This window comes from Staphylococcus sp. Z5-21 (assembly GCF_056529615.1).
In genome coordinates, this window is record NZ_CP096462.1 from 2,435,501 (window position 1) to 2,456,314 (window position 20,814).

Sequence of the window (20,814 nt, forward strand, 5' to 3'; positions counted from 1 at the left end):
ATCACTGTGTTCGATTCATATCTTTTTAAAAGTATTAAGTTTCTTCTTCCACGACTCTATTTTTAGCGGCTGCGAACCCAAAAATGAAAACTAAAATAGACATCATAATAAATGCAACAATGACAATGTCCCAGCTGTTTGTAAGGTCATGAAGCAATCCAATCAAAAATGGACCAAATGCAGCTATGAAATAACCAACAGACTGTCCAAAGCCAGACAACGAAATACTACCATTGCTAGTACGAGCACGTATTGAAAAGAAAGTCATACATAAGCTAAAACATGCCCCCATTGCTAAACCTACAATAACCATACCCATAATAAGTACTGGTAAGGATTGTGCAAAAAATAATCCAAATCCTATTAAAAAGAGCAATGTGACAATAATCACTAAAATACGTTGATTTTTTAATTTCGCAGCTATTACTGGAAATATAAATGTCATTGGTACTTGTGCAAATTGATTCAACATCAATAAATAACCTGCAGTATTAGGATCTATACCTCTGTCCATCAAAATAGAGGGCACCCATGCGACTATCGTATAAAAAATCATTGACTGAAATCCCATCGTTAAAGCAACCATCCATGCGATTTTGGATTTTATCATATTTAATTTTTTATTTTTGTTTAATTCAGCATTTTCAATCGTTCTTGTTTCGAGATTCGATCCACTGCGCACGGTTAATAGCCAAATTGTTATGGCAGCCAGTCCTAATATGACCCAAAACACTAACGACAATCTGAACCCTAATAGCGTCATTTCAGATAAAGGATGACTCAACCCTCCGCCCAATCCTGCAGTAAAATTCATCGTTCCACTATAAATGCCAGTCATAAGTCCTATCTGCATTGGGAAGTACCACTTTACATAACTCGGTAGGACAACATTTCCAAATGCAATGGCAATCCCTAATAAAATAGTACCGATAATAAAGACATTAAAGTCACCCATTATACGTAGTATTAAAGCTACAATTAACAATAACGTCGAGTAAAGTAATGTATAAGACATGGTCAAACGTGTTGTAACTTTAGATACTAAGGGTGAAACAATTGCAAATATAATGAGAGGAATCGTTGTTAGAAAACCTGCGACACTATCGTTGATTGACATCGCTTCTTTAATTTCATGAATCACAGGCCCTACAGAAGTTAATGGCGCTCTTAAAGTTGATGCAATAAGAATGATTGCTATAACGACAATCCAATTTTTTTGAACTTTATGGTTCTGAGTTAATTCAGCCATTCTCCACCAACTTTCTCATTTTCATTTAATAAACTGATACTTATATACTGATGTAAGTATACAACAAATTTTTGACGTCGTTAATCGCATACGACTTATTAAAATGACAATCATTCTATTCTCTGAACAGATTTCTAACCACTCGCATTAGTCCAGATAACACTTAAGAGGGTTCATGTGCTTTATACACACACTTACTACTATTAATTTGAATCACAGACACTTTTATTTAAGATACCATTCAAGTGCTTGGCTTTCCATCCGTTTTACAAATGCATCTTTTCCGTCACAATATCCTTCTATATCATATGGAAACTGTTGTGCTAACGCTACTTTTAATTCTCCATATGCACGTGCCACTGCCACATTTGTTCTTAAATAGTCTCTAACTGCCAAATGACGATTAATTTCGTAACGATTTTCTTGTTGAAATGCATGCACATGATGCGTTCGAGGATTTTCTCCTTTTTTAAAAAAGCGTCTCCCTGTTATTCCATTTTCTCCTAATGCTTTATAACCTATATCTGCCATTGCTTCATTAAAATGATCTATTTTATTTATATCTTGTACAACAGGCATTATATCTATAATAGGCTTTGCCTTTAAGCCAGGAACTGACGTACTACCAATATGATATATTTCAATAATTTCATCACCCCATACCGAAAGGATTTTTTGCTTTTCATTTTCAAATTGCATTACCCATTGCTTTTGATGTGATTGAACCTCTATTTTCATAATTGCACACTTCCTCCTTATTTTTTTATAGTATACATCAACAACCATTGCCCTATCATGCTTCGCTTACCAATCCGTTATATTTTATATCCTTTTAAATATATTCCGAACAACTTGATACCATCCTTATTTTTTAAAAAATAATTGTAAAAAATATTAGATTTTTAACCTTAATGGTTTGCTTTGCTAACTTAAAAGGCATAAAATTTATCGTTGGGATGTTATAAAAGGAGAGGTAATCGTAATGTCGGAAATTACAATATCAAATAAGAAACGAAACACTATTATTTTAGTTATGCTCAGCAGTGCTTTTGTCGCGATGCTCAACCAAACATTGCTCAACACTGCACTTCCTGCCATTATTTCAGGTCTTGAAATCACTGAAACAACTGCTCAATGGCTCATTACAGGATTCATGCTTGTTAACGGAATTATGATTCCTATGACTGCATTCCTTATGGATCGGTTTCATACAAGATCACTTTATATTTTTTCAATGAGTGCATTCTTAATCGGTTCCATTATAGCTGCTTTTTCACCATCATTTGGTTTACTTATGTTTGCTCGAGTGATTCAGGCTATTGGGGCAGGTATTTTACTACCATTAATGCAATTCACCGTCTTCACCCTCTTTCCTTCTGAAAAACGAGGATTTGCCATGGGGCTTACAGGAATTGTTGCGCAATCAGCACCTGCAATTGGCCCTACATTAACTGGATTTCTCATAGACAACTTTAGTTGGAGAGCTCCTTTTATCGTAGTTGCAGCAATTGCTATCATTGCCTTTATTATTGGTATTATATTTGTCGAAAGTAATAACGAAACAAAACGTACAGAACTAGATAAAACGTCTGTAATATATTCAACATTTGGTTTTGGATTAATGCTTTACGGCTTTAGTAGTGCCGGTAATCTTGGTTTCTCTTCACCCATTGTTATCATTTCATTAATACTTGGTATTATCATCGTAGGTATCTTTGTCATGAGACAAATTAGAATCGATAACCCATTATTAAATATGCGTGTATTTGCAAATAGAACCTTTTCACTATCTGCATTCGCATCTATGGTACTATTTATCGGTATCGTAGGTCCGGCTTTATTAATACCCATGTATATTCAAACTGGTCTAGGATTGTCGGCTATCTTATCCGGACTCGTCATCTTGCCCGGAGCCATTGTCAATGCATTTATGTCCGTTTATACCGGCAAAATTTATGATAAATATGGTTTGAAAATATTAGCCGTACCTGGATTCATCATATTAATTATTATGACAATTTTACATTGTTTCTTAACTACAGACACACCTTATTGGTATGTTGTCATTATTTACGCTATCAGAATGTTTGCAGTAGCACTCATTATTATGCCGTTAAATACGATTGGTATTAACGCATTAGAAGCAAAAAATATTTCCCACGGCACTGCCATTATTAATTCTTTAAGAATCATTGCAGGCGCTATTGGTACAGCAGTTATGATTACAATATTAACGATTGTTAGATCTAATTACACCGAACATGTTAGTGGTTCGCAAAGTAAAACAGAAATCATGCAACATGCTACAGTGCTTGGTATCAATGCTGCATTTGCCTTCACGGCAATTTTAATGATCATCGGTTTCGTCTTAACCTTAATGATTCGCACTAAAAAAGAAACAATCAATAGCCGTGAAATTTAATATAAAAAATCCCCTCACATCAGTAATGTGAGGGGATTCATTTGATTTGGTCTATGATGTATTTACTGACATGTTGCTTTGGTTTTGTCTAAAAATAATTGTGCCGCTTTTGAAAATGTATGATCCTTACGCCATACTAAATTATGTTTCGAAACTAATTTTGGTTTCAATGGAATGAAAGTAAGTTCACTTTCTGTAGACGTATCAATAATACTGTCCAATGTAATCGCATAACCCAATCCAGCCTTTACCATCCACCCAGCATTGTAAGCCAAATTAAAAGTACTAACGATATTTAAATCGTCAAATTGTGTACCAAACCATTCTGCAAAATCATTTTTATCCAATGTTGTATCTAATACTTGTCTTGAACATATTAATGGTTTATCTACTAGATACTTATTAGTAATATATTTATTTTGTGACAATGGATCACCTTTTTTAACCACAACACCCCAATGATCTGAACTAGGTAAATACAATGTCTTATATTTATTTAAACTTATTGGTTGAATCAGAATTCCAAAATCTAATAATCCCTTATCAAGCCTATTTGCGATATCGTCCGCATTACCACTATAAATATGAAATTGAATATTAGGGTGTTCATTGTGAATATCCTTAAAAATATTTGCGATAACTTCCATACCTTTTGTTTCACCACATCCTATATACACATTACCTTCAATACTCCTATCAATTACTTTGAATTCTTCTTGTATTTTATTAGACATTTCAAGTAATTCTTCAGCTCTATTTTTTAATAGTTGTCCTTCATCCGTTAGTTGAATATTATGATTACTTCTTTTAAAAAGTTTCACATTTAGCTCTTTCTCTAATTCTTTTATTTGTCTAGATAATGTTGGTTGCGTGATATGTATCGCATTCGCAGCACGCGTAATACTTTCTTCCCTAGCTATTCTCACAAAATATTGAAGTGTCTTTAGTTCCATAAGGCATCTCCTTTGAGTTATTCAAAATAAGCATAACTAAAACTTTAAAATAAGTATTTGTCATATCTCATTCTACCGCCTAAACTAAAATTATTAAAGTTTGGGAGGGACAAATGATGAAAAATAATAAATTAATCATATTCATCTTAACTATTGGCGTCTTCGGTATATTAAATACTGAAATGGGGTTTATTGGATTAATCCCTCAGATTGCTGAACATTTTAATGTAAGTACATCTACTGCTGGTTGGTTAGTTTCCGTTTTTGCTATAGGCATTGCGATATCTGGACCTATTATGCCTTTATTACTTTCAAAAATAGAACGTAAAAAAGTAATGATTGCTGTACTTGTTATCTTTATTATCAGTAACATTGTCTCATTATTCACAACAAGCTTCAGCATATTACTCATTGCAAGAATCATCCCGGCCATATTTCATCCTGTATACATTGCGTTAGCATTTTCTGTTGCTTCTGATTCCGTTAATTCAAAAGATGCTCCAAAAGCAGTAGCTAGAGTATTTATTGGTGTCTCTGCTGGCATGGTCGTGGGTGTGCCTATCGTTAATTTCTTGGCAAATCAATTCAATTTATATGCTGCGTTAGCATTTTTCGCATTAATTAATATGATTGTATTGATTCTCACTATAATCTTTATACCTAAAATGCCCGCTAAAAAAGCAGTAACATATGGAACACAGTTACGTGTACTTAAACGCCCTTTAACTTGGCTATCCATTATTGTATCTATATTGTTTAATGCTGCAGTTTTTGGTGTCTATAGTTATTTGACCGATTTTTTAAATATTGTAACTAACGCGCCAAGTCATGCAGTATCTATTATTCTCTTTTTATATGGTGCCTCTAATATTTTAGGCAATGTCATTGCAGGTAAGCTACTAACAACGATTCACAAAAAAGCAATTTTTCTTTTACCTTTTTCATTGATAATTATTTATGTGGCCATGTTTGGTATTGGCTTATTTTTAATTCCAATGATGATGACTTCAGTACTTTGGGGTATACTCGCAGGTATTTCAGCAAATATTACACAATATGTCATTATCTCAGTTGCGCCCGATGCACCTGATTTATCAAATGGTATTTTTCTATCTGCTGTGAATTCTGGTACAACCATAGGTACATTTTTTGGCGGCATATTTATTGCAAGTTTAGGATCGAATTTTGTTATCTTTATTGGCATACTGGCCTGTATGATAAATATTTTATTTATCTACTTAAGAAACAGGGAGCTTAAGCAGTTTGAAATAACTTCATAAAAAGCAAAAACCCCTTCATATGTTTTCACTACATGAAGGGGTTAATTATTCAATATTTGTATTTTGGGCATAAAAAAAAGACGAGTTATACTCGTCTTTTAGCCGTTATTATAGTTTAACAACGTTAGCTGCTTGAGGACCGCGGTCGCCTTCAACGATTTCGAATTCAACAGCTTGTCCTTCTTCTAATGATTTGTAGCCTTCTTGAGCGATTGCTGAGAAGTGTACGAATACGTCGTTTCCACCTTCAACTTCGATGAAACCAAAACCTTTTTCTGCATTAAACCATTTAACTGTACCGTTATTCATATTAAATTCCTCCATATGTGCTTTTGCACGAATATTTGTAATCTGTCTTAAAAAATCAAAAGGAGTAAATTCAAAAGAATAAAACTACAAATCAATTTCACGAACTAAATTACTTAATACCTATTATAGCGTTTACTTCTGCGTTTGTACACCCCTAATTGAAAATAACTTTTATTATTTAATCATTCTCGTCATTATATTGTATTGACCGACTTAATTTTCACACGATTCATGCATTGTTCTCAGTTAATTTAAAGATCAAGACAATTTTTATGATTTATGAGTTCAAAATATAAAAAGAAAGGCAACTTAATCTATAAGTCCACACTTTCTTAAGTTTAATCCGTAACCGCCTGAGCGCTATTTGTTGATTTTTGTATAATCCTGACCGTGTAACATCCAACGTACATTGTACTTATCCGTAAATGCGCCCATTTTACCACCCCAGAATTGTTCTTCTAAAGGCATTTCAACATCTACCGCTTCTTTAACACGACGATATAACGCTTCAACTTCTCTTGTGTCATCTTCATTATTAATATCATAGTCTATTAATAATGAAATACCATTGTTAATTCTTTCTGCTCTACCAAATGAATCAGATGCAAGCACTGTAGTACCAGCAATATCAAATTGCGCATGCATTGTTGCATTAGCTGCTTCTGCTTCACTCATATTAAAATGAGCTGCTTGATCTTTACCAACTGGTAATCTTGTAATATTTGTAGCACCAAATACTTCTTCATAATATGCTAATGCTTCTTTTGTATTTTCAAAATTCAAATAAGGAAAAATTGTTGTCATCCTGACACCCCATTGTTTAATTTATACTTGCTTTGCATATTATTACATAAGCTATAAAATAGTGGTATTTTAACTCCGAATTACACAATTTATTTTCGTTTAATTTGTAATGATACAACCAGAACCTATATCATCACACTTTTTTCTTATAAAATTCATGATCTTGCTAACATACTTAGAATAATCTTTTCCTTTTTTGTCTCTAATTTTATCACTTACTTTATACTAGCCTTGTTCTAACTTACCGTTTTCTACATATTTATTTAAGTTATGCTTAAGTTTTTGTTTCACTAATTTGCTCTCCCTATAATTATTTCAGTCCACTCCATTTTCATTGTTGTTACATTATGTTTCTCAATACCAAATCATTTTAATTATGTGCTTAATTTAATACTTTTAGTTTTCTTAATTTAAAAATATCCTCGCACTTATTACAGTACAAGGACATTCATTTTAACATTTTTCAATTTTAAAACAGCATGTTATCTTATTTACAAAGTAACATAACATAACTTTTAATAACATATATTATTTAAGTTATTAAATGCTGGAAGGTGTGTCGAAAATCAACTTACTATTAAAAATCCTTTTAGGTATACTTTTCGTCAGTATCAGTTCTTGGAACAACACCATTTCTACACGACAGAAGGTTAATAAAAAAGCTGAAAAACATCGCACTGAACCAATGACAGGGGAACAGTTTCGTTTCATGTTTTTTCTAAATGTGACGATGTCTACTGGTTTTTATTTACTTTTGGTTCATACCTTTTTTAATTAAAAGTATAAAATTCAGTGCTTAAGTACATACAACAACTCGAAATTATGGAATAAATACATTACTTTCACTATCCTCAGGATAATAATAACCATTTGGAATTGATTGTAACTCTATCAGACTATGCCATGGCGATTTTAAATATACACTACTGCTACCTTCACTGTCTTCATATCTAGAGTTATCATGTTTCTCAGATAAAGGGCTCGCTCCTGCATCAACAGCTTGTTGAATTGCACGATCCATATCGTCGACAAATAACGAAATATGATGATACCCATTATCTTCCAACTCAAGTGGTTCCCTTTTATCGTCACTTTCTATCTCAAACATCTCAATATTCGGACCATTGCCAATCACAATCATACGTTGTTTAACAATAGCAGACCCCTTAGATAGGCCTAACATGCGCTCTACTTCTGGACCTTTTCTAGGTTCATCATCGTAAGTTAAGCCATCATATGCATATTTCGCATCAAAGGCATCTTACAAAAAATTTAAATGCTACTTCAATATTAGGCACTGTCATGCCAATATGGTTAATACCTCTTATATTACTTATTTTATCTTCCTCCAATTTATAAACGTTTTATTTGTATACCCTATTTAAAATGAGTTTAATAATTGCAGTATATCATCCATTTTTTACAGAAAAAAGCACACCTTATTTTTATTTATAAGGCGTGCTTGTAGATTTATTATTTTGTTAAATTGTTTTCAGATACTCTTCGCCTTGTTTTTTATCATAAACACCTTCTGTTTTAGCGATAAAGATTGTAGCTACTGAGTTTCCTAATACGTTTACACATGTTCTAAGCATTTCAAGTATTCTATCTACACCGATAATCAATGCTAAACCTTGTGGGTTTAATCCTACAGATCCTAATGTAGTTAGTAATACTACGATTGAGGCTCCTGGTACACCCGCCATACCTTTAGACGTTAACATTAATGTAATCATTAATAAGATCTGTTCACCAATACTTAAATCAACACCATATAATTGAGCAACAAATAGCGCCGCAATAGATTGGTACATGGCCGCACCATCAAGGTTAAATGAATAGCCGGTTGGTAGTACGAAAGATGCAATATCTCTCGGCACACCAAAACGCTCCATTTTTTTCATTACTGTAGGTAATACTGCTTCTGAACTTGCAGTCGAGAATGCCAACATTAAATCGTTCTTTAATAGTTTGATAACTTGTGTAATTCTTACACCACAAACTCTTGAAACAATGCCTAATACAATGAAAATAAAGAATAGCATTGCAATTACCACAGTTAAACACAATTTGAACAATGGAATTAATGCAGATAATCCGAAAGTAATAATCGTTGTAGTAATAAATGCAAATACTGCAATTGGTGCTAATAATAATACTTTTCCAATCATCCAGAATACTGCTTCTAGTGCACCGCCTAAAAAGTCTTTAACCGGTTGTGCTTTTTGTCCAATTGCCGCTAATGCTAAACCAAAAAATACTGAGAAGAATATAACTGGTAATAATTCTCCAGAAGCAAATGCCTCGAAGATATTCGTTGGTATAATATTTACAATTGTATCGATCAAGTGATTGCCATATGTAGATTGTTCTGCAGCTTTTGCAGTTGATTCATATTTAGAAATATCACCTTTTGGAAGCAAATCAGGATTTAGTCCAACACCTGGTTTGAATAAATTACCAAAAATCAAGCCCATAAATATCGCGAAACTTGTCATAATAACAAAGTATAATAATGTCTTACCACCGTAACGTCCAATCGTTTTTGTATCCCCTACATTTGAGATCGATAACGCTAAAGAACAGAATACGATAGGTACGACTAACATTTTAATTAAATTTATAAATACATCGCCAAAAGGTTGTATATAATTAATTACATCTTTATTTCCATGTAATATACTTCCTAAAATTATCCCTAGCACTAATGCTATGATAATTTGTGTCGGTAAGTTTATTTTTTTGATAACTTTCACTCTTGTTCATCCCCTTTTTCAACCTAACATTGTCCAAATGCTAGTTTTCTACAAAATATATTTTATCATAAACAAAATTCCACTCATATATTAAATTTACATGCTTTTAAAATTATTTATGATTTTTAATTTTATGCAGACATTCAATTAAGAATTTATAAATTATTTTGAAAGGGGTTATAAACTGATAAACCCTGTCACCAAAGGTTATTTGCGCATATATAAGTATTTTAAAGGTCATTTTTTAATTGTGAGCAAATTTGTGAACAGTAATAAAATAATCATCAAAATTCAGGCTTATTTGTTTATTTAAATGCCTAATATTGAATAAATATAAACGTGATTTTGTAAAATCATGCTACCTCATTTCATGATATACATGGTTGGTTTGATGTTATTTAAATTACTTTTGAATATATGTTATTTTTAAAATATAGTGTATAAATATTTAAGGAGGGGTATCTTGATAGAAAACAAAGAAAGTTTTACATTACTCTATCAAGCTATTAGTGAACTTGCAGCAGAAATGGGAGATAATCAGTTTGAAACTAAATCTATTAGTCTCATATTTTTAGATCTAGATATCGAACATGAATACTTTGACAAACTATTTCTAGCATTCATACAATATGTGAGCAGGCATAAAGGAGAAGCTATCTCATATAAGAATTTACTAGTTTTAATAAAAGACAAGATGCCACGAGACTTATCACTTCATATCAAACATAAAATTATCATTGGCTTTGCTAATAATTATTTACCAGAACTCAAACCAATTGCAGATGATATAAAATCTGCTATCTTTAATCAAGTGAATAAAGAAATAGATCTTGAATGATTCTTGACGCACTTCATTATGATGCCTTTGCACAGTTTGACACTTTATATATAAATACGTTAAATTTCATTTATAAAATATTTAGGAGTATTTATATTGAAAACAGCATTATTCTTCGTCACAATTTTTGTATTTTCAATAATTTGGTCAATGATTATCATTAACTATTTACCGGATGCAGCAACTGGTAATAAACGTGATAAGACACGTTACAGTGAAAAACAGCGTTTAATCATTTTAGAAACATTGTCTAGAACTTGCACTTGGTTCATTTATTTTTTAGTCATTTCAATTCTCACAAGGTATTTAGGGCCGTCAAACACAAACTTTGATTTAATATCTAAGTACCCCCTAATCACGGTCTTAATTGCCTTGATTATACTTGGGGTTTTGAACTATTTGTTTGTTAAGAAAAAATACAAGACTACTGATTAACACTTGTAATCTATGAATCAAAAAGCGCTTTTTAATTTCGAAAAGACGCTTTTTACTCATTCAATGAAATCACCAAGTACATCATTCTAATAAGTTAAATAACGCTGTTACAGCCATTAAAACTCCTAAGTTGATAAACATTGGTTTTTCATATTTTTGTTTATATTGCTCATAATCATATTCGCTAATTTTCTTATTTTTCAATTTCCAAAATACAAGTACAAAATAGATGGATTGGAACATTAAAATACAAAATGAAACGAGCAATGCCACGTATAATATCATTTTTAATATACTCATATAAACACCCACTTACTATTAATTAATCACTCGCGTTGAATTAATAACCTTAATGGTTAAGCTTTCTTGCCATACCTCATTAAAATTTATACTTTTCCAAACAAAACTGTATACCCCATCTAAAGCGATTTTAAATTAATTGCTGTACTTAATTTTTCCAGCTAAATCTGCGATTGTCTGGTCATCCCCTTGATTAATCGTGACCGTTTCAACATTCTCTTCAATCGCTTTTGTTGTTGCTTCTTTCATATTTGCATCAGTCCTTGAATCACGCCAATCATATGGAACATTTTTATATACATTGATTGACCCATCACCATTGCTACTATATGTCACTGAACCACCTACACCCATAGGAGCTTTTAATTTTACAACGTCTTCTTTAAAGACAGCACTGTCCTCAGCTTGTGGATTTACTTTAGAACCTTTTGGCAATTTTTCTACATTTAATGAATCCATACCATCCATATTATTTTTCAATGGTCCTAGTTGATTCCACACGCGAGCATACTCAATTTCTTCATTATTGTATTGATTTAAAGCACCTTCGTCTTCATCAGTTGTTTCATTCTTGTCTTGAGCAGACTGATTACGTCCATCATTGTTTGTATTGGTATTTTGTTGCTCTGTTTTTTGTTCATTTTGTTTGCTGTTGTCTTTGTTCTTTTCCGATTTGTCTTTATCTGAGTTGCTCGTGTTATCTGTATTTTCACTTTTTTCTTTAGGTTCGTTATTTTCTGAAGCTTCGTTATTACAACTTGCTAATAGAACTGATAGACTCACGGCAAATGTAGCAATAATAGTCTTTTTCATAACAGCAGCCAACCCCTCTTATCAAATTATTAAGTTTACAATAACATATTTCTAATCCGTTTACATTGCACTCAACATTAAAACTATCCATAATAGTTTTTTGAAAACGGCTATTTTAATGGTTATTTTTCAACAATTTTACTTAATCACTTTTTAAACAGATGTTCATTGTATTGTTAACAACATATTATCTTTATACTACGCTTAGATAAAAAAGGTGACTATTCATACATTTACCAATACCAATTGCGATTGTCTTGGGAATTATTTTTGTTATTCTTTATACTTATATCGGTATGAAATTAACACTCAAACACCATAATCATAAAAGAAAACATTATAATGTAGAACCGATGTCTAAACTACGCATCTACGTCGAAGCATTCTTCTTTGTATTAGCTGGCATATCATTTGTGTCACTACTTATTTACATAGGATATTTTAGCTAGATAGCGACTTTTGTAATATATACGTGGTCAGAAAATTTTAATTTGGTTTTTATAATTTCAAATCCACAAAAACAACCCCTTAAGCCTATGCCTAAGGGGTTACTTCATTCTATACGATTATTCCCACTCAATTGTGCTTGGTGGCTTAGATGTAATGTCATAGACAACGCGGTTAACGTGGTCCACTTCATTTACAATACGACTAGAAATCTTCTGTAAGACTTCCCAGTCGATACGTGCAAAGTCACTTGTCATACCATCAATGGATGTAACAGCACGGATGCCTACCGTGTGATCGTATGTACGGTAGTCTCCCATAACACCTACAGATTGGATGCCAGGTAACACTGTGAAATACTGCCAAATCTCACGTTCAAGACCTTCCTCACGGATGACCTGTCTTAAAATGGCGTCTGATTCACGTACAATTTCAAGTTTGTCTTCTGTGATTTCACCAAGTACACGGATACCTAATCCAGGACCTGGGAACGGCTGTCTCCATACTAAATGTTCAGGAATACCTAACTCGATACCTAATTCACGTACTTCATCTTTAAACAGTGTATTGATGGGTTCGATTAATTGGAACTCCATGTCTTCTGGTAAACCACCCACATTGTGGTGTGATTTGATTGTTTGTGCTGTCTTCGTACCAGATTCGATAACGTCTGTATATAATGTACCTTGTGCTAAGAAATCCACACCTTTTAATTTAGATGCTTCATCATCAAATACATAGATGAATTCATTACCGATGATTTTACGTTTTTGTTCTGGATCAGAAACACCTTGTAATTTGCTCATGAATCGTTCTTGTGCATCGACACGAATAATATTCATGTTGAAACCTTCACCAAATTGTTCCATAACCATGTCGCCTTCGCCTTTACGTAATAAACCATGGTCTACAAAGATACACGTCAGTTGGTCGCCAATCGCTTTGTGTAACAATACAGCTACTACAGATGAGTCAACGCCACCACTCATCGCACATAGGACTTTACGGTCGCCAACTTGATTACGAATTTTTTCAATTTCAATCTCAATGAAGTTTTCCATTGACCATTCACCTGTACAGTCACATACACGACGTACAAAGTTACGAAGTAAATCGTTTCCGTATTCTGTGTGACGTACTTCTGGGTGGAATTGCACACCATAGATGCGACGAGATTTATCTTCAATTGCTGCATAGTTGGTACTTGGGCTATCAGCAATCACTTCGAAACCTTCTGGAATTTCGATCACTTTATCTGAGTGGCTCATCCAAACATTTTGTTCTTCTGGTAAACCAAAGAATAACTCATCAGTCTTCGCATTAATAATGGCTTTACCATATTCACGTTCATTGGCACGCTCTACTTTTCCACCTAAAAGTTTTGTAGTTAGTTGCATACCATAACAAATACCTAAAATAGGTACTCCCAAGTTATAAATTTCTGGGTCAATTGTGAATGAATCTTCTTCATAAACTGAGTTAGGACCACCAGAAAGGATAATCCCTTTAGGATTTAAACGTTTAATTTCTTCCATGCTAATCTCGTGGTCATGTAATTCACTATATACACCCATTTCACGAATGCGTCGTGTAATTAATTGGTTGTATTGGCTACCAAAGTCTAAAACAAGTATGAGCTCTTGCTCTTTCGCCATTTCCATATCTTTTTTATCTCCTTTTAACTTAGAATGAATAATTTGGTGATTCTTTTGTAATTTGAACGTCATGTGGATGACTTTCTGCTAGTCCAGCAGGTCCCATGCGCGTAAATTGTGCTTCTTCTCTTAATGCTTCTAAGTTTCTAGAACCTGTATAACCCATACCAGATCTTACGCCGCCCATAAGTTGATAAATTGTATCTTGTAATGAACCTTTATATGCAATACGACCTTCGATACCTTCTGGCACGAATTTTTTAGGTGCTTTATCTTCTTGGAAATAACGGTCGTTTGAGCCGCTTTCCATTGCGCCTAATGAGCCCATACCTCTATATACTTTGTACTGTCTGCCTTGGAATACTTCTGTAGCCCCTGGGCTTTCTTCAGTACCAGCAAGTAGACTACCTAACATAACTGCATGGCCACCAGCCGCTAATGCTTTGATGATGTCTCCAGAGAATTTAATCCCGCCATCAGCAATAATTGCTTTACCATGTTTGCGCGCTTCTGTTGCACAGTCATAAACTGCTGTAATTTGCGGTACACCAACACCAGCAACGACACGTGTTGTACAAATAGAACCAGGACCAATACCAACTTTCACTACATCAGCACCCGCTTCATATAACGCTTTTGTACCTTCGGCTGTAGCTACGTTACCTGCGATTAATGTAACTTGTGGGAATGTTTCTTTAATATGTTTAACTTGCTCTAATACACCTTTAGAGTGACCATGAGCTGTATCAATAACTAATGCATCTACACCAGCTTCTACTAATTTTTGAGCACGGATGTCTGTATCTTTAGCAATACCGATAGCAGCACCAACTAATAAGCGGCCGTGTTCATCTTTTGCAGAATTAGGGAATTCTAGTACTTTTTCAATATCTTTAATTGTAATCAGACCTTCTAAACGGCCTTCTTTAACTAATGGAAGTTTTTCTATTTTATGTTGTTGTAATAACTTTTCTGCTTCATCTAATGTCGTACCAACTGGAGCTGTAACGAGTTGCTCTTTTGTCATCACATCAGAAATTTTAATTGAGAAGTCTTCAATAAAGCGTAAATCACGGTTAGTAATAATACCGACAAATTGTCTGTCTTCTTTATTATTCACAATTGGCACACCTGAAATACGATATTTACCCATTAATGCTTCTGCTTCAAAAACACTTTCTTCTGGAGTTAAAAAGAATGGATTTGAAATAACGCCATTTTCTGAACGTTTTACTTTTTGTACTTCATCAGCTTGATCTTCAATATTCATATTTTTATGAATAACACCAAGTCCACCTTGTCGTGCCATTGAGATTGCCATTTTTGATTCAGTTACTGTGTCCATACCTGCTGAAATAACAGGGATGTTTAATTTAATACCTTCTGATAATTGCACACTTAAATCCACTTCTTTCGGTAACACATCTGATTCTGCTGGTAACAGTAACACATCGTCAAAAGTTAAAGACTCTTTTTCAAATTTATTTTCCCACATACGCTTACAGCCTCCTAATATTTGTTTGATAACATCATTATTTCATAACTTCCGTATCTTGTTGCTGTTTTATACCATTAAAAAAGAAATTCAAAATAATTGCTGAAATTGCGCCAAGAACAATACCGTTTTGTGTTAACCATGCAAATTGCTCACCCAAAGCTTTGAACGCTTGCGGTACTGCACTTATACCCGTTCCTAGTCCAACTGATACAGCAATAATCAATAAATTATTTTGATTCTTAAAATTAATATTACCTAATATACTAACACCATATGCCATGACCATGCCAAACATTGCTATCATCGCTCCACCTAATACTGGTAGAGGAATCATATTAGCAAGTGCACCCAATTTAGGAATACAACCACAAATGATTAACAAGATGACCATGCCATAGATAACTTTATTCTTTTTCGCACCAGATAATGACACTAACCCAACATTCTGTGAATAAGCGGTATACGGAAACGCATTAAAGATTGACCCTAAAATGATAGCAATACCTTCTGCTGTATAACCTTTTCGGAAATCTTTACGTTCCAATTTTTTACCTGTAATTTCACTCAATGCGTGATATACACCAGTTGATTCTATTAAGCTGACTAATGCGACAATAAAGAATACGAGCGTTGCACCTAAGTCAAAGCTAAACGTTGAGAACCTAAATGGTTGTGGTAAAGAGAACCAATGTGCTGTGCCAACTTGATTAACATCCACGATACCAAAGAGTGCGGCTAATACTGTGCCAACAATTAGTCCAATAAGTATGGCAATAGATTTTAGAAATCCAGCAGTAAAACGCTGTACAATTAAAATGATGATCAGCGTAACGACACCTAAGATGATATTTTTAGGATCACCGTAATGTTTATCACCTTCACCGCCTGCTAAGTAGTTCATCGCAACTGGCATCAAATTGATACCAATAATCGTAACGACACTTCCTGTAACTACGGGTGGAAAGAACCTAACTAAATAAGAAAAGAATGGTGCGATAAGAACTACTAGTATACCCGATAAGAATAATGAACCATATAAGTCACCAATACCTTTTGTTTGTCCAATTAAAATCATCGGTGCCACAGCTGTAAATGTACAGCCTAATACGATTGGTAGTCCTGTTCCTGTGCCTTTCCATACTTGTAAGAAGGTTGCTACACCACACATGAAAATATCAACTGTTACTAAAAAAGCGATTTGTTCTGGCGTGAAATCTAAGCTAGTACCTACAATAATAGGAACCAGTATCGCACCTGCATACATCGCTAATAAATGTTGTAAGCTTAAGATGAACGTTTTCATGCTTCGTCTCCTACAAACGTCACTTTATTACCACTTAATGATGCCACTTTACATAAAGATGAAACGGTTAAACCAGCTTCTTCTAAACGTTCTCTGCCTGGTTGAAAGCTTTTCTCTACGACAATACCTATACCTACCGTTGTAGCCTTAGCTTGTTTCACAATTTCATTTAGCCCAAGTGAAGCATCACCATTGGCTAAGAAATCATCGATGATTAGTACGCGATCATTTTCACCTAAAAACTCATCAGACACGACAACGGTACTTGTCGTATTTTTTGTGAAAGAATGAATCTCTGCTTGATAAACACCTTTTTTCAATGTACTCGGCTTCGCTTTTTTAGCAAAAAGACAAGGTACGTCGAAGTGCATCGCGGCCATAATTGCTGGTGCAATACCTGAAGCTTCTATCGTTAATATCTTCGTAATACCTTCATCTTTAAATTGCTCATAAAATGTTTGTCCCACGTCGTGCATTAACCTTGCGTCTATTTGATGATTTAAAAAACCATCAACTTTCAATATCTTTTCATCAATCACAACACCATCTGCTTCAACTTTCTGCTTCAACAAATCCACTCGAAAAAACCTCCTCATTTTGTGTACAAAAAAAATCCTAAACTAACTTAGTTTCAGGATCTATGAGTGAACGTGCAATACCAAAGCAGCATCGTTTCAATTACAATATATGTCCTTAAAATTAATTTTTTTACATTCATTTCCCTTTAACTATGTAAAAAAAGTATTCTTAATGAACAAAGCTTGTATGTATGAGCGCTTTAAAAAGTCTAGTTTCTTTCACAACTTTTCATAACTTCTCAATTTGAATCGCTAGTGTATTGTATTGTTTACCCATAGTCATGTTGTTAATGGCAACATGGTAGAAACTTCTAAAGCCGTATCCTTCAGATTATATGAGTTAGATAAATTATTAACTGATGATAGCAAATTTTGGCAATATTTTCAATACACTTATTGATTGTAAACGCTTCACAAAAGCTTTTACTTCTTTTTTATATTTTTTCAGAAAACGTTCACATATGCATGAAATGTCGTTTGTCAGTTGTGTAAGTTCATTATATAATGTAATTGTATTCGTTTTATATAATAACTTAAGGGTAAACACAAAATAATTCATATAATAATGAACGGAGGAACACTAAATGTCAGAATTCACTATTGTACAAAACAAAGAAGATCTTATCGATGCAATAAAATCTAAACTATCAGAGGGTTATAAAGAATCAGAAATGACCGTAATTAGTAAAACAAAATTACACATTGATGCGTTACATGATTCTGAAGTCAATCTAACTGCTACAAGTGGTTCGTTCAGTGATAAAATGGCTAAAATTTTAACTGGCGAAGACGGTGAAGAAGCCGTATTGGCTCACTACAAGCTACCTGAAGAAGAATTAGAACGCTATAAGAAAGAAATATTAAACGATAATTATCTCGTTGTTGCAACAAAGGATACGACTTCACACCTAGAAGCCGACAAAGCCAACGTTGCTTTCGAAACGAACCAAACTAAAAGTAATAGCCATTACTCCGAAGAAACAAACGGACCAAAATCATAATCCAAACGTTATACGTAAATCAAAGATGGTACTGGAGGCGTTAGCTTAAACTCTCATTTCACCAAAACCATTTTGAGACGCATTTGCGAAGTTAAATTAAGTACTGAGATACTGTTTGATTAGTACTACAACATTTGTATAAGCAGTACTAACGTAAACATATAACGCCCTTATAATTTAGTCGGTCGAGACACACATATTGATGTCTCGACCCTTTTTATGTTTAACTGCAAATTAAATTAAATTGCAATTCGATTCATATTTTCTCTATTATGTTATAATGAACGCAATAATTTGGGGGTGTACCTATGGAGTTTAAGACAATAACATCAATCGATGATCCGTTATTTAAATCCGCATTGAAGTTATATGATGCTAAATTTGATATCGGTCTATCTGAAGACGAACAAATTTTTAAACAGTCCTTAAGAAACGAACGTACAAAAGATGATTATATCTTTTTAGTAGGCATTGAATCAGATGAAGTAGTGAGTTTAGCCACAGCGCATTATGAAGCTACGACAAATTCATCTTTTTTAATTTATTTAATTGCTAAAGATAAACCCGAGCATGATGAAATTATAACAAAAACGCTTGAACATATTCAAAAAGAAATAAACATTCTGTCGAATCAACTGCATGCACATGATGTCAATTTCATTATGTTGGAAGTGCCTAAAGAACCCGAAGACATTTCTGAAGATGTAGTTCAAATCATGGATAACAGACGCCAATTTTTATATGAACATGGTTTTGAAAAACAATATGAAATTGATTATTTAGCCCCTAATATCCAAGATTATGCGAGCGGCGAAGCTATGGATTTATTTATAAAGTCAAATATTGAATTAACAAAAGATATCTATGGACCAAGCGTGAAATCAAATTATATTCTCAAGTATGTTTTTGCAAACAGAATTTCTCGAAGTGTTATTTATCCGCTACTTGAACAAATGGAATTACGCAAACGATAGTTATCACCACTTGAAATCACTGTTAAAACAGTTTAAACTAGCATAGAGGTAAGACTGACGTTTCACTGACCGAAGACAAACGTCGGTATACATAAATTAATTAATGAAAGGACTTATTTCTATGTTAACCAAAGAATTTGCACAACGCGTGGAGCTAAGTGAAAAACAAGTCCGTAAAATCGTTCAGCATTTAGAAGAACGCGGTTACCAACTTAGTAAAACAGAATACCGTGGCCGTGAAGCTACAGATTTCCAAGAAGAGGATATCGAACTATTCCAAGATATCGCCGATAAAGTTAAACAAACAAATAGTTATGATTTAGCTTTTGAAGAATTAGAAAAAGAAAAAGACTTCTTACAAGTATTAGTCAAAGATGACGGTAATCATTTACCTACAGATCAAAATGTTTCTAAACTTGTTGAAGATTTACGTTCGGAAATTCAAAAAATGCGTGATGAACGTCATATGCTTGGTCAAATGATTAACCAAGTACATCAACAACAACAGGAATTACACGAAATGCAGAACCAAATCACTACAAAATTAGACGCAAATACAGAATCTCTAAAAGCGATTCAAACGTCAACAGATGAAATCAAAACGACACAGAGCGTTATCCAAGATTCTCAAAAAGAACAATCTGAGTTAGCTAAATCAAATGTTGAAACTGAACATGTTAGCACTGCTAATACAACAACGAATAACAGCGACGCGCTAACAGAACATTCAACTGAGAGTGCGAGCAATGACGAAAAATCTGATGATAAAGTTACTTCTACAACTTCTGAAACTGTAGCTGATACAACTGATGCAACTGTTTCTAACCCAACTGATAAATCATCTGCGCAAGTTGCGACTGAAGAATCTGCAATCACTCAAATCAGCGAACAACCAACTGAAACGACAACAGCTGATACAGATGCTTCAACATCAGCTACTGAAAAAGAAATGGCTTCTGCTGAACAAGTCAAAGCAGATGACAAAACAGATGAAACTTCTACATCATCTACTGATAATTCATCAATTAATGAAGAAATAACGAAACCGAACACACAAACGCAGCCAACTGAAGATACACATGCGCAGTCTTCATCAGTTGCAAATGACACACCAAAAGAAGAACGTAAAGGTTTCTTCGCACGCCTATTCAATCTATAAACTATTTTAATAAATGGTGCTAATTAACTATCAAACTAAA

At 33.6% G+C, this 20,814-nt stretch carries 19 protein-coding genes, 1 pseudogene and 1 riboswitch; of the genes and pseudogenes, 7 read left to right on the top strand and 13 right to left on the bottom strand.

Features of this window, described 5'->3' with window-relative positions; genetic code table 11:
• Positions 1 to 34 precede the first annotated feature (34 nt).
• Entirely contained in the window at positions 35 to 1,249 is a 1,215-nt protein-coding gene (locus tag M1D64_RS12175; RefSeq protein WP_480977497.1) for a CynX/NimT family MFS transporter, read from the bottom strand.
• Between the two features lie 225 nt (positions 1,250 to 1,474).
• The gene (locus M1D64_RS12180) at positions 1,475 to 1,987 is read right to left on the bottom strand and encodes a GrpB family protein (RefSeq protein ID WP_115338689.1); all 513 of its coding nucleotides are present in this window, start codon (positions 1,985 to 1,987) and stop codon (positions 1,475 to 1,477) included.
• A 244-nt stretch (positions 1,988 to 2,231) separates the two neighbouring features.
• Between M1D64_RS12180 and M1D64_RS12185 the strand changes: the two genes are divergently transcribed.
• Positions 2,232 to 3,671 carry an MDR family MFS transporter gene (locus M1D64_RS12185; RefSeq protein ID WP_037539124.1) on the top strand — a complete coding sequence of 480 codons (1,440 nt, stop codon included), beginning with the start codon at positions 2,232 to 2,234 and terminating at the stop codon, positions 3,669 to 3,671.
• Between the two features lie 62 nt (positions 3,672 to 3,733).
• Here M1D64_RS12185 and M1D64_RS12190 read toward each other — a convergent pair whose 3' ends face one another.
• Positions 3,734 to 4,624: a LysR family transcriptional regulator gene (locus M1D64_RS12190; RefSeq protein ID WP_480977498.1), complete on the bottom strand. Its 891-nt coding sequence runs from the start codon at positions 4,622 to 4,624 to the stop codon at positions 3,734 to 3,736.
• Positions 4,625 to 4,740: 116 nt separating this feature from the next.
• On the opposite strand from M1D64_RS12190, the gene M1D64_RS12195 reads away from it, so the two are divergent.
• Positions 4,741 to 5,904, top strand: a complete 1,164-nt coding sequence (locus tag M1D64_RS12195) for an MFS transporter (protein ID WP_480977499.1) — start codon at positions 4,741 to 4,743, stop codon at positions 5,902 to 5,904.
• Positions 5,905 to 6,012: 108 nt separating this feature from the next.
• On the opposite strand, the gene cspD is transcribed toward M1D64_RS12195, so the two are convergent.
• From cspD to M1D64_RS12215, 4 genes and pseudogenes are all read right to left on the bottom strand, one after another.
• Positions 6,013 to 6,213 (bottom strand): cold-shock protein CspD, encoded by a 201-nt coding sequence (cspD, locus tag M1D64_RS12200; protein ID WP_011303913.1) that lies wholly within the window; start codon positions 6,211 to 6,213, stop codon positions 6,013 to 6,015.
• A 360-nt stretch (positions 6,214 to 6,573) separates the two neighbouring features.
• Positions 6,574 to 7,017 (bottom strand): VOC family protein, encoded by a 444-nt coding sequence (locus M1D64_RS12205; RefSeq protein WP_002484257.1) that lies wholly within the window; start codon positions 7,015 to 7,017, stop codon positions 6,574 to 6,576.
• An 820-nt stretch (positions 7,018 to 7,837) separates the two neighbouring features.
• A pseudogene (locus M1D64_RS12210) lies at positions 7,838 to 8,354 on the bottom strand (VOC family protein).
• A 144-nt stretch (positions 8,355 to 8,498) separates the two neighbouring features.
• The gene (locus tag M1D64_RS12215; protein WP_037539127.1) at positions 8,499 to 9,773 is read right to left on the bottom strand and encodes a dicarboxylate/amino acid:cation symporter; all 1,275 of its coding nucleotides are present in this window, start codon (positions 9,771 to 9,773) and stop codon (positions 8,499 to 8,501) included.
• Positions 9,774 to 10,236: 463 nt separating this feature from the next.
• Between M1D64_RS12215 and M1D64_RS12220 the strand changes: the two genes are divergently transcribed.
• Complete coding sequence (locus M1D64_RS12220) at positions 10,237 to 10,611, top strand: hypothetical protein (protein WP_369083304.1); 375 nt, start codon at positions 10,237 to 10,239, stop codon at positions 10,609 to 10,611.
• Positions 10,612 to 10,707: 96 nt separating this feature from the next.
• Positions 10,708 to 11,046 (top strand): hypothetical protein, encoded by a 339-nt coding sequence (locus M1D64_RS12225; RefSeq protein ID WP_480977500.1) that lies wholly within the window; start codon positions 10,708 to 10,710, stop codon positions 11,044 to 11,046.
• A gap of 81 nt (positions 11,047 to 11,127) precedes the next feature.
• Here M1D64_RS12225 and M1D64_RS12230 read toward each other — a convergent pair whose 3' ends face one another.
• The 6 genes from M1D64_RS12230 to xpt form a co-directional block, all read right to left on the bottom strand.
• Positions 11,128 to 11,346, bottom strand: a complete 219-nt coding sequence (locus M1D64_RS12230; RefSeq protein WP_037539129.1) for a hypothetical protein — start codon at positions 11,344 to 11,346, stop codon at positions 11,128 to 11,130.
• 135 nt (positions 11,347 to 11,481) lie between these two features.
• Positions 11,482 to 12,159, bottom strand: a complete 678-nt coding sequence (locus M1D64_RS12235) for a hypothetical protein (RefSeq protein ID WP_037539130.1) — start codon at positions 12,157 to 12,159, stop codon at positions 11,482 to 11,484.
• 566 nt (positions 12,160 to 12,725) lie between these two features.
• On the bottom strand, positions 12,726 to 14,267 hold the full coding sequence (gene guaA / locus M1D64_RS12240) for a glutamine-hydrolyzing GMP synthase (protein ID WP_002484263.1): 1,542 nt from the start codon (positions 14,265 to 14,267) through the stop codon (positions 12,726 to 12,728).
• A 22-nt stretch (positions 14,268 to 14,289) separates the two neighbouring features.
• Positions 14,290 to 15,756, bottom strand: coding sequence for an IMP dehydrogenase (gene guaB, locus M1D64_RS12245; RefSeq protein ID WP_002484264.1), 1,467 nt, complete (start codon positions 15,754 to 15,756; stop codon positions 14,290 to 14,292).
• Positions 15,757 to 15,793: 37 nt separating this feature from the next.
• Entirely contained in the window at positions 15,794 to 17,062 is a 1,269-nt protein-coding gene (pbuX, locus tag M1D64_RS12250; protein ID WP_002484265.1) for a xanthine permease PbuX, read from the bottom strand.
• On the bottom strand, positions 17,059 to 17,640 hold the full coding sequence (gene xpt, locus M1D64_RS12255) for a xanthine phosphoribosyltransferase (RefSeq protein ID WP_002484266.1): 582 nt from the start codon (positions 17,638 to 17,640) through the stop codon (positions 17,059 to 17,061). Before xpt ends, pbuX begins: the two co-directional genes overlap by 4 nt.
• A 256-nt stretch (positions 17,641 to 17,896) precedes the next feature.
• Positions 17,897 to 17,999: riboswitch (purine riboswitch) on the bottom strand.
• Between the two features lie 225 nt (positions 18,000 to 18,224).
• Here xpt and M1D64_RS12260 point away from each other — a divergent pair.
• The 3 genes from M1D64_RS12260 to M1D64_RS12270 all read left to right on the top strand — a co-directional run bounded on the left by M1D64_RS12260 (position 18,225) and on the right by M1D64_RS12270 (position 20,774).
• Positions 18,225 to 18,641, top strand: coding sequence for a general stress protein (locus M1D64_RS12260; protein WP_002484267.1), 417 nt, complete (start codon positions 18,225 to 18,227; stop codon positions 18,639 to 18,641).
• Positions 18,642 to 18,949: 308 nt separating this feature from the next.
• Positions 18,950 to 19,615, top strand: a complete 666-nt coding sequence (locus M1D64_RS12265; protein ID WP_480977501.1) for a hypothetical protein — start codon at positions 18,950 to 18,952, stop codon at positions 19,613 to 19,615.
• A 121-nt stretch (positions 19,616 to 19,736) separates the two neighbouring features.
• Positions 19,737 to 20,774: a hypothetical protein gene (locus M1D64_RS12270; RefSeq protein WP_480977502.1), complete on the top strand. Its 1,038-nt coding sequence runs from the start codon at positions 19,737 to 19,739 to the stop codon at positions 20,772 to 20,774.
• Positions 20,775 to 20,814 lie beyond the last annotated feature (40 nt).

What these genes read in the sequence shown, in the direction of transcription:
- M1D64_RS12195 (WP_480977499.1), top strand. Translation starts at nt 4,741, where the DNA reads ATGAAAAATAATAAATTAATCATATTCATCTTAACTATTGGCGTCTTC.
- cspD (WP_011303913.1), bottom strand. Translation starts at nt 6,213, where the DNA reads ATGAATAACGGTACAGTTAAATGGTTTAATGCAGAAAAAGGTTTTGGT.
- M1D64_RS12175 (WP_480977497.1), bottom strand. Translation starts at nt 1,249, where the DNA reads ATGGCTGAATTAACTCAGAACCATAAAGTTCAAAAAAATTGGATTGTC.
- M1D64_RS12235 (WP_037539130.1), bottom strand. Translation starts at nt 12,159, where the DNA reads ATGAAAAAGACTATTATTGCTACATTTGCCGTGAGTCTATCAGTTCTA.
- M1D64_RS12185 (WP_037539124.1), top strand. Translation starts at nt 2,232, where the DNA reads ATGTCGGAAATTACAATATCAAATAAGAAACGAAACACTATTATTTTA.
- guaA (WP_002484263.1), bottom strand. Translation starts at nt 14,267, where the DNA reads ATGGAAATGGCGAAAGAGCAAGAGCTCATACTTGTTTTAGACTTTGGT.
- M1D64_RS12270 (WP_480977502.1), top strand. Translation starts at nt 19,737, where the DNA reads ATGTTAACCAAAGAATTTGCACAACGCGTGGAGCTAAGTGAAAAACAA.
- M1D64_RS12205 (WP_002484257.1), bottom strand. Translation starts at nt 7,017, where the DNA reads ATGACAACAATTTTTCCTTATTTGAATTTTGAAAATACAAAAGAAGCA.
- M1D64_RS12190 (WP_480977498.1), bottom strand. Translation starts at nt 4,624, where the DNA reads ATGGAACTAAAGACACTTCAATATTTTGTGAGAATAGCTAGGGAAGAA.
- guaB (WP_002484264.1), bottom strand. Translation starts at nt 15,756, where the DNA reads ATGTGGGAAAATAAATTTGAAAAAGAGTCTTTAACTTTTGACGATGTG.
- M1D64_RS12260 (WP_002484267.1), top strand. Translation starts at nt 18,225, where the DNA reads ATGTCAGAATTCACTATTGTACAAAACAAAGAAGATCTTATCGATGCA.
- M1D64_RS12230 (WP_037539129.1), bottom strand. Translation starts at nt 11,346, where the DNA reads ATGAGTATATTAAAAATGATATTATACGTGGCATTGCTCGTTTCATTT.
- pbuX (WP_002484265.1), bottom strand. Translation starts at nt 17,062, where the DNA reads ATGAAAACGTTCATCTTAAGCTTACAACATTTATTAGCGATGTATGCA.
- M1D64_RS12180 (WP_115338689.1), bottom strand. Translation starts at nt 1,987, where the DNA reads ATGAAAATAGAGGTTCAATCACATCAAAAGCAATGGGTAATGCAATTT.
- M1D64_RS12265 (WP_480977501.1), top strand. Translation starts at nt 18,950, where the DNA reads ATGGAGTTTAAGACAATAACATCAATCGATGATCCGTTATTTAAATCC.